The sequence below is a fragment of the Serratia sp. BNK-17 genome (genome assembly GCF_048684935.1).
GTDB classification, from domain to species: Bacteria; Pseudomonadota; Gammaproteobacteria; order Enterobacterales; family Enterobacteriaceae; genus Serratia; species Serratia nematodiphila.
This window is the reverse complement of sequence record NZ_JBLQTR010000001.1, coordinates 4,181,244-4,195,299: the sequence shown is the minus strand read 5'-3', so window position 1 is coordinate 4,195,299 and position 14,056 is coordinate 4,181,244. Positions and strand designations below refer to the sequence as shown.

Here is a 14,056-nt window from a genome sequence, read left to right as displayed (position 1 = left end):
GCGTCGCCCCCGCAACGAGCCGCCATCGCGCAGCGCATGCGCAACGTCATCGCCTCCGTTTTACGCAGAACGATGAAATTTTGGTGTAAATAGTGAGTTTCTTCGCATAAGGCCCCTGGTGTGGCTTGCGAGAACGTCACTATATGGAGGATCATGCGCTCCCTCTATCAAATAAAAGACATTCGCGTTATCAAAAGGGACAAACGATCATGGGATTCGAAGTCGACAACGCCGAAACGAAACGCATCGACCTCAGCAGCCACGAAAATTCCTCGTTCGAGGTGACGGGGCTGGTGAAACACTATCCGGCGGGCTTCGTCATTCCTTACCACTCGCATAAACGCTGTCATTTGCTCTATTCGCAACAGGGCGTTATGGCGGTCGAGGCGAGCAGCGGTCGCTGGATCGTGCCGCCCACCACCGCGGTTTGGTTGCGGCCGGGGGTAGAACATCAGATCGTCATGCAGAGCAACATCTGCGTTTACGGGATTTTGGTCGATGAAATCACCGCCGCGCGTTTGCCGCTGCGCGACGGCGTATTACAGGTTTCACCGCTGTTGCGAGAACTGATCGCCCAGTTGGCGACGCTGGCGCCTGAAGGGGCGGAGACCAAACGCAATGCGCTGCTCAGAGCGTTGTTCCTGGAGGAGCTGAGCCTGCAGCCGCAGCTGGCGCTGCATCTGCCTTGGCCGGTAGAGGCGAGAATGGCCGAAATTTGCCGGCAGTTGGTCATCACGCCGGCCGACGAACGCGGTATTGAGGCCTGGGCCGATTCACTGTCGATCAGCGTAAAGACCTTTCAACGCCATTTCAGCCAACAAACCGGCATCACCTTTGGCCAGTGGAAACAACGCCTGCGGCTGCTGTCGTCCATTCCGCTGCTGCTGGCCGGCAACTCGATCATCCACGCCGCCTTCGAAAGCGGTTACGAGAGTCACAGCGCCTATTCGGTGGCGTTCAAAAAACTGTTTGGCGTTTCGCCTTCGCGCTTTACGCTATAGCCTTATGGCATAGCGCGCTTCTCCTATAGATTGAAGCAACCTAATGACGTATAAAGCAAAGCAGTCAACTTCAGAGGCCGCGTCCCGTGATAAAAATTGTCGTGTATCTGATTCTCGCCGTGACGATCGCCATTATTGCGGCAAGAGTCCTCTTTCGTTTGCCGGATATTTCCCAACGTTCACCGCAGGCGGCGTTGCCGGCGGATCCTGCCGCGCTATTGCCGGCGCGAGCCGCCGAACTGATGGCGGCGCATCCCGGCCTGAGCGGCGTGGTGCCGCTGGTCAGCGGCCACGATGCATTCGCCAGCCGCCTGGCGCTGGCGCGAATGGCGGAAAGGTCGATCGACGCCCAGTATTACATCTGGCATAACGACACCTCCGGGCAGATCCTGCTGAAAACCCTGTATGACGCCGCCCAGCGCGGCGTGCGCGTGCGGCTGCTCTTGGACGATAACGGCGTCGCCATGGACGAGACCCTGGCGGCGCTGAACGCCCAGGAAAACGTCGAGATCCGTCTGTTCAACCCATCAACCGTGCGCACGCCGAAGTTGGCTGGCTACGCCTTTGACTTTATGCGCATGAACCGGCGCATGCATAACAAGTCTTATATCGTCGATGGCGCTGTGGCGATCATCGGTGGCCGCAACATCGGCGACGAGTATTTCCAGGTCGGCGACGAAAACTATTTCCTCGATCTCGACGTGTTGAGCGTCGGTAACGTGGTGGCGGAAACCGCCGAGGTCTTCGATCGCTACTGGAACAGCGCTTCGGTGTTTGGCGTTGAGCAAATTATCCGAGGCAAAGGCAATCTTTCTGCTTTCCTGACGCAGGCCACCGCGACCGAAAGCAGTGACCGGGCCCGCAAACTGGCGGTGCAGCTGGAAACCAGTGCGGTGCGCTTTCGCGATGGCGCCGTGCAGCCGGAATTCACCCAGGTCGAGCTGGTGGCCGACGATCCGGCGAAAGGGTTGGGTAAGGCTTCGCGCGATCGTTTGATGGTGACGCAGCTCAGCAAGATCATCGGCGGCGTCAACCAGCAGTTGGAGCTGGTCTCCGCCTATTTCGTGCCGGGCCGGGAAGGGGCGAGTTTTTTTGAATCGCTTGCCAAACAGGGGAAATCCATCCGTGTGCTGACCAACGCGATGAACACCACCGACGTGCTGGTGGTCCATGCCGGCTACGCCAAATACCGACGTGAGCTGCTGCAGGCGGGCGTCGAGCTGTTCGAGCTGAAATTGCGCGCCGGCCAACCGACGGGGCGCAAGGAACTCAAACCGCTGGGGCTGTCCGGCGCGGCGCTGCACGCGAAAACCTTCGCCATCGACGATAAGCGGGTGTTTATTGGTTCGTTCAATTTCGATCCGCGATCGGCGCACCTGAACTGCGAAATGGGCTTTTTGATCGACAGCCCGGCGCTGGCGGCCGACACCCGCCAACTGTTTGATGGCCCGCTCGAGTATGCCGCCTACCGGCCGACATTGACGCCCAAGGGCAAAATGGTGTGGAACGAAGCCTTCGAAGACGGCCACACCGAGGTGCACCAGCAAGAACCCGGCGCCGGCTGGGTAAAACGCATCGTTCTCACCGTGGCCGGCTGGCTGCCGATCGAGTGGATGTTGTAAGGGCGGCGAATGCCGCCGACACCCGTTAAGTCAACCGTTGCAAGGGAAACTATCCTGCGCTTATCGGTTGGCTTCAGCATCACCAGAGAGTTTAAAAGTAAACAACGCTGTTTCATTAACGCTGCCTGGTATCCAGCAGCTGCGTGCGATAGCGCTTTTGGTGTCGCGATAGAACTCCGGGGTGCCCGTTAGTACGATATTTCTGGCTTTACCCTTATCATCAACATCAAACGTCGCGCTCACTTCGCCTTCACGTTTTTCAGCCTTCGCAGAGGCGGAATAGTATGGCCGCTCATAAAAGACTTGGCCGTCGCATCCCAGATTAGGCGGTTGCTTTGCCGCTGGAACATTGCTGCCTGCACGCCAGGCATAGACGCAATCGTTCACCGCACTGGCTTTTTCACAGCCATCAGGTTGCAATGGCGCGCAGCCGGCAAGTGCCAGGCTCAGCGGGATGAGGGTGAATCGTGACATGGCGTTTCCTGCATGTTCTATCAATCAGATAACGCATATTTTCGCTTAGCGCAGGGTATTTAGAAAGAGAAGTAATGCGGCTTTCGCTAGGGTGTTAACCATTCTTTTCTTAAGCGATGCTCTACTCGAAAAGATGAAGGTAAATAGTTTGTCGGGGTGGGATTAATTCTTCGGTTAATTATATTTCTTATTTTACTTCGCTATTGGAATTATTGATGAAAGTGATTACTTTACAAGAAATTAAAATAGAAAAAATAACCGTTTTGATTATTCTTTCTTGTAATTACCTCGACAGAAACCAAAGGATCTTCCACCATGCGCATGATGAAAGCCGCCGCCTTTATCGACAGGGGGAGAATAGAACTCATTGAAAAGCCGATTCCTTCTCCTGGCCCCAACGATGCTTTGCTCAAAATAACCACGACGACAATCTGCGGTACCGATATTCATATTCTTAAGGGCGAATATGCCGTGCCTCACGGATTGACCGTGGGTCATGAGCCGGTTGGGATTATAGAAAAGCTCGGGAGCAATGTTAAAGGCTTTAATGAAGGGCAGCGGGCGTTGGCCGGCGCCATTTGCCCCTCTTTTACATCCTATGCCTGCCAGGATGGATTTCCTGCCCAGGACGGAGCCTATTTGCCGGAATGCCGTTGCCACGGATATAAAGCCACGGCGGGTTGGCGCTTCGGCAATGTTATCGATGGTACCCAGGCTGAATATGTACTGGTGCCTGATGCTGAAGCCAATCTGGCGCTCATACCGGACGGTCTGACGGATGAACAGGTGCTGATGTGCCCGGATGTGATGTCTACCGGTTTTAAAGGCGCGGAAAATGCCAACATTAAAATTGGTGACACGGTGGCCATCTTCGCCCAGGGGCCGATCGGTTTATGCGCCACTGCGGGCGCTCGTCTGCAGGGCGCCAGCCTGATTATTGCCATCAGCAGCTCTCCCGAAAAGCTGATGATGGCGGGAAAGATGGGGGCAAACGTCTTGCTGAATTACAAGAAAACCGATGTGATTGATGAAATATTCAAGATTACGGCGGGGCGTGGTGTGGACGCCAGCATCGAGTGTTTGGGGACGCAAGCCACCTTCAATCAAGCGCTGCGGGTGTTAAAACCCGGCGGCACCTTATCCAGCCTTGGCGTTTATAGCGAAGACCTCCATCTGCCGGTGAGTGCACTTGCCTATGGGTTGGGCGATCATACGATCCGTACGGCTCTGTGTCCCGGCGGCAAGGAGCGGATGCGCAGAATGATGAACGTCATCCAGCATGGCGGTTTGGATCTCAGGCCGTTCGTGACGCATCGCTTTCGGCTGGAGAATATCGCAGAGGCCTACGCGTTGTTCGCGGAGAAACGCGATGGCGTGATTAAGTTGGCCATCACGCCATAAAGCCCAGCGATACGGTTAGCGGCGGATTATTCCCCGTTATCCTTGAGACTGACCGTCGCCGTGCGGCCGGCGATCAGCTCGACGCCGTGGGGAACGCTGGAAGAGCTGGCCCGCATCGCCGGCTATTCGCTCAACGTTTCAAAGGGCTGGTTGGTAGCACCGCCATGGAATACCTCTCGCATTGGCGTATGCTGCAGGCGGCAGATCGCCTGCGGGCCGGTAAAGAAAACGTCGCATCGATCGTCTACCCGTTGGGGTATGGCTCGGAAAGCGCGTTCAGCACCGCCTTCAAACGGGTGATGGCGCAGTCGCCGTCGCAGTATCAGCGGCAAATGCCGGCCGGGGCGAGTGAACCGGAGTGAAAGGGGGCGCGGCGGCCGTAGCCGCCGCGCCTGAGGCTACCGGCTGATCGTCTGCTGCAACGCCTGAACGGAAGAGTCGATGCCGGCATCGACCGACATGGTCAAGTCCTCCATTTCCAGCGACACCCAGTCGTTGTAACCCATCATGCGCACCACCGAGAAGAATTCCTTCCACCACTGCAGATCCCGGCCGCAGCCGACGGCGACATAGTTCCAGGCCCGGCCAGCTACCTCGTCGATCGGTTTGGTCTCCAGCAGCCCGTTGATCTCGACGACGCCGCGCTCCAGGCGCACGTCCTTGCCGTGTACATGGTGAATGGCGGGGCCGAGGGCGCGGGCCACCGCGATGGGATCCGCGCCCATCCAGATCAAGTGGCTGGGATCGAGGTTCAAGCCCACCATTGGGCTAACGGCCTCGCGCAGCCGGAACAGCGTTTCCGGGTTCCACACCAGCATGGCGCTGAAGTTTTCCAGCGCAAAGCGCTCGACGCCGCACGCTTTGGCTCGGGCGACCAGCGCCTGCCAATAGGGGATCGCCACCTCATTCCATTGATAGTCCAGACAGTTTTTCACCGTAGGCGGCCAGCTGACGGTATAGGTGATCCAGTTGGGGATGGTGTCATGCGGGCTGGCCGGCGGCAGGCCGCTCATCATCACGATCTTCTTCACCCCCAGCAGGCCGGCCAGCTCCAGCGTATTGTCGGTTTGGCGCAGATGACGCTGCCCCAGCTCGCCCGGATCGAGCGGATTGCCGGAGACATTGAGCGCGGCGATCTCCATGCCGCGGCTGGCCAGCGCTTGCTGCAGCCGCCGGCGTTTGGCGGGGTTGGCCAGCAGTTCCTCGGTATCCAGATGGGGCGCCGGGGACCAACCGCCGGTGGTCATCTCCACACCGCGCACCCCCAGCTCCAGCAGCCGATCCAGCATCGGCTCGAAGGGTAAATGGCCCAGGCTGTCGGTACAGAACGAAAGTTTCATGGTGCTTTCCTTATTGGTAATTAACCCAGGTGGCGCCGTTGTCGGCGGAACGAACACAGTTCTCAATCCAGCGCACGCCTTCCAATCCGGCATCGATATCCGGATAGATCAGCGCGGCCAGCGTCTGCCGATCGCCGCGCTGACTGGCGCTGATGGCGATGGCGAACTTGAGGTAAATATTGGCCCAGGATTCGGCCAGCCCTTCGGTATGCAATGCGCCGAGCCGCTCTTCCGCCAGGGCGCTGTCGTCCAGATAGGGCATGCCGTGGTGCAGCGTCTGGCTGGGCCGCCCCTGGATCTCATAGCGTAATTCGCCGGGTGTGGAATCACTCCATTGGAGGCTGGCGCGTGAGCCCACCACGCGGATGCTTTGGCTGTCCATTGCGCCCGCGTTGATGGCGGAGGCCCACATGCGCCCGACGGCGCCGTTTTCGTAGTGCATCAGCACCATGGCATTGTCTTCCAGCGGGGCGCGGGAAGGGATAAAGCTCTGACGATCGCACAGCAGGGAGGCAATTTTCATGTTGGGCATGACCAGCTGTGAGATGTAGAAGGTGTGGGTAGAGATGTCGCCCAGCACAAAGGAGGGGCCGGCGATTTTCGGATCGACGCGCCACTTTTGCGCCTCGAACGTGTCCGCGCTTTCATTGGCGTTGAAGCCATGGGTGTACTGCAATTCGACCATGCGTATTTCGCCGATGTCGCCGTTCGCGATCATGGCGCGCATCTGCATCAGCAGCGGATGCCCGGAGAAGCCGTAGGTCACCCCGACGATCAGACCTTTCTCCGCCGCCAGCGCCTTGATTTCTCTTGCCTCCGCCGTGGTAAAGAACAGCGGCTTTTCGCAGATGACATGCAGGCCGGCATTCAGCGCGGCGCGCGTAATTTCATAGTGGGTGCCGTTAGGGGTGGCGATGGTCACCACCTCAACGCCATCTTCGCGGTTGGCCTCTTGTTTCAGCAGCTGTTGATAGTCGTCATAGCAGCGTTCGGCGGGCACACCGAGATTGACGCCAAACTCACGTCCGCGCGCCGCGTCGATATCAAAAGCGCCGGCAACCAGCCGATAGGCGGTATTGTCGCGCAGTGCGCCGGAACGATGCTTGTAGCCCACCTGGCTGAGGCGGCCGCCGCCGATCATCGCCCAACGCAGCGGGCGAGGGATGCTTCTTTCACCATTTAACATGCTGACTCCTGATATTGTGGTATTGCACTCGGGTGCAAAATGGGTTGAAAAGAGAGTGGCAACGGTTTATTTCTGGTTCATCTGTGCAAATTGCGGGTAGTTTTCTCGCGTCACGGTGGCATGAGGCACCCAGTTGTAAGACTCGGTTTTGGCGCGATCCAACATCGCTCGGGTCACTTGCACCGCGCCGATCGCCTGGGCTTTGGCATCCTGGAAAATGGTCACCGCCAGGTCGCCATTTTTGATAAATTGCAGGCCGTCGGGCGTGCCGTCGATACCGGCAACCAGTACGCCGTTCTTTTTGGCCTGCTTCAGCGCCATGATCGCGCCGATGGCCATCTCATCGTTGTTGGCGGCGATCGCATCGATCGGTACGCCGTTCAGCAACCAGCCGGAGACCACGTCGACCGCTTCATTGCGCTGCCATTTGGCGGTCTGTTTCTCTACCACGTTCAGGTCTTTGTGTTTGGCGATCACCGCCTCCACCGCGCGGGTGCGTTCGCGGGTTTCTTCGTTGGAGAGGGCGCCCATCAGGATCGCCACGTTGCCGCGGTAATTCATTTTTTTCGCCAGGGCCTCCATCTGCAGGCGGCCGCTGAGCGCCGAATCGGAGCCGACGTAGGCCGTCGCGCCGCTCAGCGGCACTTCGGGTTTGCGGTTGACGAAGATAAGGGGGATAGCGGCGCGTTTGGCGGCCGCTATCATCGGCTGGACGCCTTGCGTATCAACCGGGTTGAGGATAATGGCGTCCACGCCCTGATTAATCAGATCGTCTACCTGCTGCACCTGCAGGGCGACATCGCCTTTGGCATCGACGAACTGGCCTTGCAGCTGTTGCGCAGCCAGTTCTCGCGCCATTTGGCTGCGCAGGATGGAGACAAAGTTGAGATCGAAATTGGCCAGCGCCACGCCGACCTGATAGCTCTTGGCCTGAGCGGTCACGACAAACAGCGAGCAGGCTAACATCAACAGCAGTCTGGTTTTTTTCATTACGGTATCCTGTTGAGAAGAGAGGTGTTATGTAAAAACAGCGTTTCTGCAACCGGGTGCAAATCAGAAGAAAAAACGGCGATGAGTCTCTGAATGCCACCGTGAATGTCGGCCATGGATAAAATTTGGTCAACAGGGGAAAGGTGAAAATAGCGCGGACGATCACAAACTCTTTACGTTTTGCACCCGGTTGCACAGCAAATTGCAATCGGGTGCAAAAACGATACATAATTGCAGCTGATATGCCGGCAGGCGCTTAGGGGATCTGAGCGAGCAGGGTATAGTTTAACTTCACCGAAGCAGGGATCGACGCAACCATGAAAAAACACCACAAAGCCACCGCCAGCGACGTCGCCGAAAAGGCAGGCGTCTCTAAATGGACGGTATCGCGCGCCTTTACGCCCGGTGCGTCGATCTCGGACAGCGCGCGTGATAGCGTGTTGGCGGCGGCGGCCGAGCTGGGCTATCGGCCAAACCTACTGGCGCGCAGCCTGTCGCAAAAACGCACGCACATCATTGGCGTGGCCATCGACGAGATGAAGAACCCGCATTCGATGATGATGCTCGATATGGTCACCAAACAGCTGCAAACTCGCGGTTATATGGCGCTGCTGCTGAACATCACTGCGGGGGAAAACTACCGGGCGGTGATGGCGATGGCCGATCAGCTGCAGGTCGATGGCATTTTGTTCCTGGCGACGGTGTTAACCAAAGAGTGGGCGGCGATCGCGCAAGATCTGCATCAGATCCCGCTGGTGCAGGTATGTCGCAATACGGAAAGCGAACACATTGATGTGGTCAATATCGACGGCTACCGCGCCGGCGAAGAGATCGCTGCGCTGCTGATAGAACAAGGGCATCGGCGCTTTGGTTACATGAAGGGGCCGGACACGCAAAGCAGCCATTTGCTGCGCATGGAAGGCTACCGCGACAGGCTGATGGCCGCCGGCTTTCGGCTGGATCGGGTGCTCACCGCCGGCCACTACGATCGCCAACGCGGTTTCCAGCTGATGAGCGAATACCTGCAGGCAACGCCGGAAAGCGAGCGGATTGAGGCGCTGTTCTGCGAGAACGACGTGCTGGCGCTGGGGGCGCTCGAAGCGCTCAGGCAAACGGCGCCGTCGTCCGCGATGGCCGTGGTGGGCTTCGACGATATCGATGAGGCCGGCTCAGCCAATTGGGCGCTGACCAGCTATAGCCAACGCATCGACCGGCTGGTTGAAGAAGCCTTGAATCGCCTGATCGACAATCGCGCCACGGCAGACGGCGCCTGGCGGCACGGGGAATTGCGGGTTCGGCGGTCGCATTTTTGGGAAAAACAGGCGTGAGATTTGTCTTTTTTGTGACGGTGTCACTTTTGGGGTTTGATGAGAACTCATCGCGATACAAAGAAAAAACTCTATAGAAGAGAAAGTGTTACATCCAAAGGGGCCATCGCCAGCGGTGGTGAATACCGTTGGGGACGCCATGGCAAACAGGCGGATGATGAGCAGTTGCCGCTGCGTGAAAGCATGCATGGGCGGATACAACATGGCATGGATTACACGCCGCTATTTCAATTTCTGCTCAGTAAAGTGGGCCAACCCTGGAATGAAGTACATAGCGAAGCGGTTAGTCGATTGGACAAACCAGCACCCATTTTTTACCTGGTGGCGCTGCACCGTAAAAACTGGCGGAGCTATGTCTGCTGTGGTGAATCTAGCTATTACAGCGGACTGTGTGTCGATGAACGAGGGATACTGCAGAAAGTGAACCCGGCATTTACCGCAGAAGATGTGCCGGTGAGATGCCGTTGTTGCACCTACACGTTCAACGGGGAACTTGTGCCCGTCACGGAAAAGAACTGGCAGAAGCATTATGAGAAGGAGTCCTGGGAATAATCAGGTCTCACGAGTGTCATTCTGGTGCAGATTGACTGCCGGAGTTTGCCAGATTTCACGTAGCGCGATCAAAAAGGAGGGTATTTTGACCCATTTTGCAGAGTGGCACAGCCAAATCCAGGCGCTTGAGGTTGAACTGCATCAGCCGTCGGTGCGCCGCGATCCGCGCCGCGTCGCGGCATTGCTGCATGAAGACTTTGAAGAGATTGGTCGTTCAGGGCTGCGTTATGACAAACGCCAAACCGTTGCGGCGCTGGAAATTGAAACTGAACATCCGCAGATTTTTGCCGAAGGTTTTAAGCTGGCGCAAATCAGCAAAGGCGCCGTGTTGCTGACGTATAAAAGTTTTCAGCGTGATGCGCAGGGCCACGCCGTTCGTTGCACCGAACGTTCATCGATTTGGCTTCTGACAGCCAAGGCAGATTGGCAAATGCGGTTTCATCAAGGCACGCCGACTGATGAGTGATTGCATTTAAAAGCGGCCGAGTGGCAGTAAGCCTGGCGGTAAAACGGGATGTCAGAGGGATGGATAGCGTTGAAGGTGAGGCGGGAGATAATGTGCAGGGCTAAACCCGGTGCGTATCCAGCAATTCAATTTAACATAATATACATTATGCGCATCTATATGCAGGTATGTGGATTATACCGTCCAGGCCTGATTCATGGGGTTTCTCCTGTAGCCAACCAGGCCAGCGCCAACTGCTCGTGCCGTTGAATCAATTCGTTTTTCAACCGGCCATAAGCCGCTGGATTTTGCCGGCAGTCTTCTGCTGTCTGGTATTTGATTGCCCTGTATTGCTGAGAACAGCATAATGCTTGCGCAGATAATCTCTGAACGCCAAATGTCAGCCTGTTCACTTCCAGCAATAAATGCATGCACGTGATGCGTGCGTTTGCCGTTTCCCTTGATGTAGTAACGCCTGCCGGCAATGCCGTTCTCGCCACGCGGCGTATATCCCATGTCACGCATCCTGTCATTCAAGCTATCCAACGCCGGCAGACTTTCAACCTCCAGCAATATATCAATCGTTGGGATCGTGATGATGCGCGCTGACATTTTCCACTCCAATAATGATGACCGGGCATGGTTTCCAATGGCGCATACCTGCCGGTATTGGCCAAAAACCCCCTGCTTTTTTGATCGCGCTACGTGAAATCTGATAAAACGTGGCGGCTACGATACTGCAGATTTCTCCCAAACGCGTCATTTAAGCGGGCAGTATTTGCACGCCAAATGCGCATTGGCGCGCGTTTCATTGCTTTCGGCGCCCACCACGGCGTTGGCTATACTGAATGGAAACATTCTTCCTCGCTCCAGGAGCCTCTCCATGTTTGATCATGTGAAATTTGGCGTCAGCGACTTTGCCCTAAGCAAAGCGTTTTTCCTCAATGCGCTGGCGCCGCTGGGCGTAAAAATCGTTGCTGAAGGCGAGCCCGGCTATGGCGTCGAACTTTGTCCCGATCGGGGTAATGTGTCATTGTGCCTGTTTCAAACCGACGAAAAGCCGGCGCACCTACACCTGGCATTTGTCGCAAGCAGCCGTGAGCAGGTCGATGCGTTCTACCACGCCGCGCTAAAAGCCGGCGGCAAAGACAATGGCGCGCCCGGTTTACGGCCCAATTACCATGCCCACTACTATGCGGCATTTGTGATCGCCCCGGATGGCCATAATATCGAGGCAGTTTGCCACAATCCGATGGACTAGTGATTTTTCCAGTTAAAACAGTATATTAATCACGAGGTAATGCATTGGATTTAACATAAACAATTGTGACATCGTCACTTAAAGTTACCCCGTCACGTCAATCCATTCTGCTCCGGTGATGCTGGCCAGCCGCTGCGGCGCAATTCTCACGCCTGAGTTATCGCTGCCGCCTGCCGGAAGCACTTCACTGTAGCTGCACAGGCTGCGATCGCAGTAAACTCTCACCGTTGCCGGTACGGCAAAGGGGCAAACGCCGCCGGGCGGATAGCCGGTCAGCGCCTCCACCTCCTCCGTCGGCAGCATGCGTGCCTTTACGCCAAAGAATTGCTTGTACTTCTTGTTGTCGATTCTGGCGGTTCCCGCCATCACCAACAACACCACGCCGTCGTTTACACGAAACGAAAGCGTCTTGGCGATCTGCCCGCCCTCCACGCCAAAGGCTTCCGCCGCCAGCGCCACCGTTGCGGTGTTCTTTGCCAGCACCGTCACCGTCGTCTCCGGTGCGTGCTCGGCCAGAAAACGCTGAACGCGTTCTATGCTCATGCCCTGCCTCCTGATATTGCTAAGCCATTGATAATGCCGAAGTGATGGTTTCGGTTTTAACATCGCATGCTAAAAATGAGAATCAAAATTGTTCAAATCGATGAATCTGAACAAAGCTTTAAGGGGCCAACGCCTTTTTTATCTATCATTTTTCATGGAGATAACCGTATGACCACGCAAACGACAGCAAGGCCTTCAGCGGCCGCGGTGGCCGTCTATGAATGGCTCAATCCGATACCCTACGGATTTTTTACCGCGGCGCTCATTTTCGACATCATCTATGTCTGCACGGCGAATATTCAATGGGTCAATGGTGCCAGTTGGCTGATCGCCATCGGCCTGATTTTTGCCATTATTCCCCGGCTGATTAACCTGGTGCAGGTGTGGTTCGGCAGCGGCCGGCTACAGGGCTCATCGGTCAAGCTCCATTTCTGGCTGAATCTGTTGGCCATCGTTCTTGCCATTATCAACGCTTTCGTGCATAGCCGGGATGCGTATGCCGTGGTGCCGCAAGGCCTGGTGCTGTCTGCGATCGTGGTCGCGCTGCTGAGCTTCGCCAACATTCTGCTGGCCGTGAGCACCCGCGCAAAATAAGGAGGTTTTCATGAAGCTATCATCCATCGCGATTGCGCTTTCGGCCGTGTTGGCGCTGGCCGGCTGCGATAACAGCGCCGTCATTTCGCCGGAACAACAAATGGGGCCGGATCCGGCGTTGCCGGCGGCGCAAGACTTCCTGATGCCGCCGATGCAGGTGCCAAAGGGCGTGGGCTGGCAGCAAAACCAGATGCCGAAAGTCGCCGAAGGCTTGAAAATTGACAAGGTGGCAGACGGTTTGCTGCACCCGCGTCAGTTGCTTACCCTGCCCAACGGCGATGTTTTGGTGGTGGAGGCCAACGGGCCGGGCACCGAAGCGGTCAGCACCCCCAAGCAGCTGATCGCCGGGCTGGTTAAGGGCAAGTCAGGTAAAGGGGGAAAAGGCGGTAACCGCATCACCCTGCTGCGCCCAACCGCCGACGGCAGTTGGGAAAAGCATGTCTTCCTCGAGGGGCTCGATTCTCCGTTCGGCGTTCAGCTGATTGGCAATAGCCTGTATGTGGCCAACACCGGCAATATCATGCAGTACGCCTATCAGCCGGGCGAAACGCACATCAGCGATCCGGGTAAAGAGCTGGCCGATCTGCCGGACACCATCAACCATCATTGGACCAAGGCCCTGCTGGCCAGCCCGGACGGTAAAAAGCTGTATGTCGGCGTTGGATCCAACAGCAACATCACCGAAAATGGCCTGGCCGTAGAGTACCGGCGCGCCGCCGTGTTGGAAGTGGACACCGCCTCCGGCGCCAGCCGCATCTTCGCCAGCGGCCTGCGCAATCCGACCGGGCTGCAGTGGGAACCGCACAGCGGCAAGCTGTGGGCGATTGTCAACGAGCGTGACGAGATCGGCGCCGATCTGGTGCCGGACTACCTGACCTCGGTGCAGGACGGCGGCTTCTACGGCTGGCCTTACAGCTATTTCGGCCAGCACGTCGATCGTCGGGTGCAGCCGGCGCGGCCGGATCTGGTGGCGAAAGCCATCAAGCCGGACTACGCCCTCAGCTCGCACGTCGCGCCGCTGGGGCTGCTGTTCTACACCGCGAGCGCTCTGCCGGCCGACTATCGCGGCGGCGCCTTTGTCAGCGAGCACGGCAGCTGGGATCGCTCGCCGCTGAACGGCTACCGGGTCAGCTACGTGGCGTTTGAGCAAGGCAAGCCGGTCGGTAAACTCAAAGCGGTGGTCACTGGCTTTGTCTCCGACGACGAGAAGGAACTCTATGGCGCACCGGTTGGATTAGCGGTCGATAAGGCTGGCGCCCTGCTGATTGCGGATGATGTGGGCAACACCGTTTGGCGCGTCAGCGCTAAATAACGTTAAC

General features: G+C 57.1%; 16 protein-coding genes. 10 read left to right on the top strand and 6 right to left on the bottom strand.

Translation table 11 applies throughout. The features are described 5' to 3' along the window. Positions 1-209: 209 nt before the first annotated feature. Together ACMGF7_RS19925 and ACMGF7_RS19920 are read left to right on the top strand one after the other, a co-directional pair. A complete protein-coding gene (locus ACMGF7_RS19925) occupies positions 210-1,001 on the top strand; it encodes an AraC family transcriptional regulator (protein WP_004937878.1) in 792 nt (263 codons plus the stop codon). An 86-nt stretch (positions 1,002-1,087) separates the two neighbouring features. Beyond that, positions 1,088-2,623, top strand: coding sequence for a phospholipase D family protein (locus ACMGF7_RS19920; protein WP_197799180.1), 1,536 nt, complete (start codon positions 1,088-1,090; stop codon positions 2,621-2,623). A 60-nt stretch (positions 2,624-2,683) separates the two neighbouring features. On the opposite strand, the gene ACMGF7_RS19915 is transcribed toward ACMGF7_RS19920, so the two are convergent. Beyond that, the gene (locus tag ACMGF7_RS19915) at positions 2,684-3,097 is read right to left on the bottom strand and encodes an energy transducer TonB (protein WP_060559667.1); all 414 of its coding nucleotides are present in this window, start codon (positions 3,095-3,097) and stop codon (positions 2,684-2,686) included. 315 nt (positions 3,098-3,412) lie between these two features. Between ACMGF7_RS19915 and ACMGF7_RS19910 the strand changes: the two genes are divergently transcribed. Together ACMGF7_RS19910 and ACMGF7_RS19905 are read left to right on the top strand one after the other, a co-directional pair. Beyond that, on the top strand, positions 3,413-4,498 hold the full coding sequence (locus ACMGF7_RS19910; protein ID WP_049188892.1) for an NAD(P)-dependent alcohol dehydrogenase: 1,086 nt from the start codon (positions 3,413-3,415) through the stop codon (positions 4,496-4,498). Positions 4,499-4,584: 86 nt separating this feature from the next. After that, complete coding sequence (locus tag ACMGF7_RS19905) at positions 4,585-4,860, top strand: helix-turn-helix domain-containing protein (RefSeq protein WP_239504272.1); 276 nt, start codon at positions 4,585-4,587, stop codon at positions 4,858-4,860. Between the two features lie 36 nt (positions 4,861-4,896). Here ACMGF7_RS19905 and ACMGF7_RS19900 read toward each other — a convergent pair whose 3' ends face one another. From ACMGF7_RS19900 to ACMGF7_RS19890, 3 genes are all read right to left on the bottom strand, one after another. Then, positions 4,897-5,838: a sugar phosphate isomerase/epimerase family protein gene (locus ACMGF7_RS19900; RefSeq protein WP_164094951.1), complete on the bottom strand. Its 942-nt coding sequence runs from the start codon at positions 5,836-5,838 to the stop codon at positions 4,897-4,899. Positions 5,839-5,848: 10 nt separating this feature from the next. Next, the gene (locus tag ACMGF7_RS19895) at positions 5,849-7,024 is read right to left on the bottom strand and encodes a Gfo/Idh/MocA family protein (RefSeq protein WP_049241000.1); all 1,176 of its coding nucleotides are present in this window, start codon (positions 7,022-7,024) and stop codon (positions 5,849-5,851) included. A 66-nt stretch (positions 7,025-7,090) separates the two neighbouring features. Further along, on the bottom strand, positions 7,091-8,014 hold the full coding sequence (locus ACMGF7_RS19890; protein WP_420286596.1) for a substrate-binding domain-containing protein: 924 nt from the start codon (positions 8,012-8,014) through the stop codon (positions 7,091-7,093). A gap of 317 nt (positions 8,015-8,331) precedes the next feature. Here ACMGF7_RS19890 and ACMGF7_RS19885 point away from each other — a divergent pair, with 317 nt between their 5' ends. From ACMGF7_RS19885 to ACMGF7_RS19875, 3 genes are all read left to right on the top strand, one after another. Beyond that, the gene (locus ACMGF7_RS19885; protein ID WP_049240996.1) at positions 8,332-9,342 is read left to right on the top strand and encodes a LacI family DNA-binding transcriptional regulator; all 1,011 of its coding nucleotides are present in this window, start codon (positions 8,332-8,334) and stop codon (positions 9,340-9,342) included. Positions 9,343-9,381: 39 nt separating this feature from the next. Continuing rightward, complete coding sequence (locus tag ACMGF7_RS19880; RefSeq protein WP_075201891.1) at positions 9,382-9,894, top strand: hypothetical protein; 513 nt, start codon at positions 9,382-9,384, stop codon at positions 9,892-9,894. A gap of 85 nt (positions 9,895-9,979) precedes the next feature. Then, on the top strand, positions 9,980-10,360 hold the full coding sequence (locus ACMGF7_RS19875; RefSeq protein ID WP_420286595.1) for a DUF4440 domain-containing protein: 381 nt from the start codon (positions 9,980-9,982) through the stop codon (positions 10,358-10,360). 174 nt (positions 10,361-10,534) lie between these two features. On the opposite strand, the gene ACMGF7_RS19870 is transcribed toward ACMGF7_RS19875, so the two are convergent. Beyond that, positions 10,535-10,951: a GrpB family protein gene (locus ACMGF7_RS19870; RefSeq protein WP_306377457.1), complete on the bottom strand. Its 417-nt coding sequence runs from the start codon at positions 10,949-10,951 to the stop codon at positions 10,535-10,537. A 271-nt stretch (positions 10,952-11,222) separates the two neighbouring features. Here ACMGF7_RS19870 and ACMGF7_RS19865 point away from each other — a divergent pair, with 271 nt between their 5' ends. After that, entirely contained in the window at positions 11,223-11,600 is a 378-nt protein-coding gene (locus ACMGF7_RS19865; RefSeq protein ID WP_033633031.1) for a VOC family protein, read from the top strand. 84 nt (positions 11,601-11,684) lie between these two features. Here the strand turns inward: ACMGF7_RS19865 and ACMGF7_RS19860 are convergent, their stop codons facing one another. Then, the gene (locus tag ACMGF7_RS19860) at positions 11,685-12,143 is read right to left on the bottom strand and encodes a YbaK/EbsC family protein (protein WP_049240993.1); all 459 of its coding nucleotides are present in this window, start codon (positions 12,141-12,143) and stop codon (positions 11,685-11,687) included. 168 nt (positions 12,144-12,311) lie between these two features. Between ACMGF7_RS19860 and ACMGF7_RS19855 the strand changes: the two genes are divergently transcribed. Next, complete coding sequence (locus ACMGF7_RS19855; protein ID WP_420286594.1) at positions 12,312-12,737, top strand: DUF2231 domain-containing protein; 426 nt, start codon at positions 12,312-12,314, stop codon at positions 12,735-12,737. Positions 12,738-12,747: 10 nt separating this feature from the next. Then, positions 12,748-14,049, top strand: a complete 1,302-nt coding sequence (locus ACMGF7_RS19850) for a PQQ-dependent sugar dehydrogenase (protein ID WP_164094948.1) — start codon at positions 12,748-12,750, stop codon at positions 14,047-14,049. The last annotated feature ends 7 nt before the right edge of the window (positions 14,050-14,056 follow it).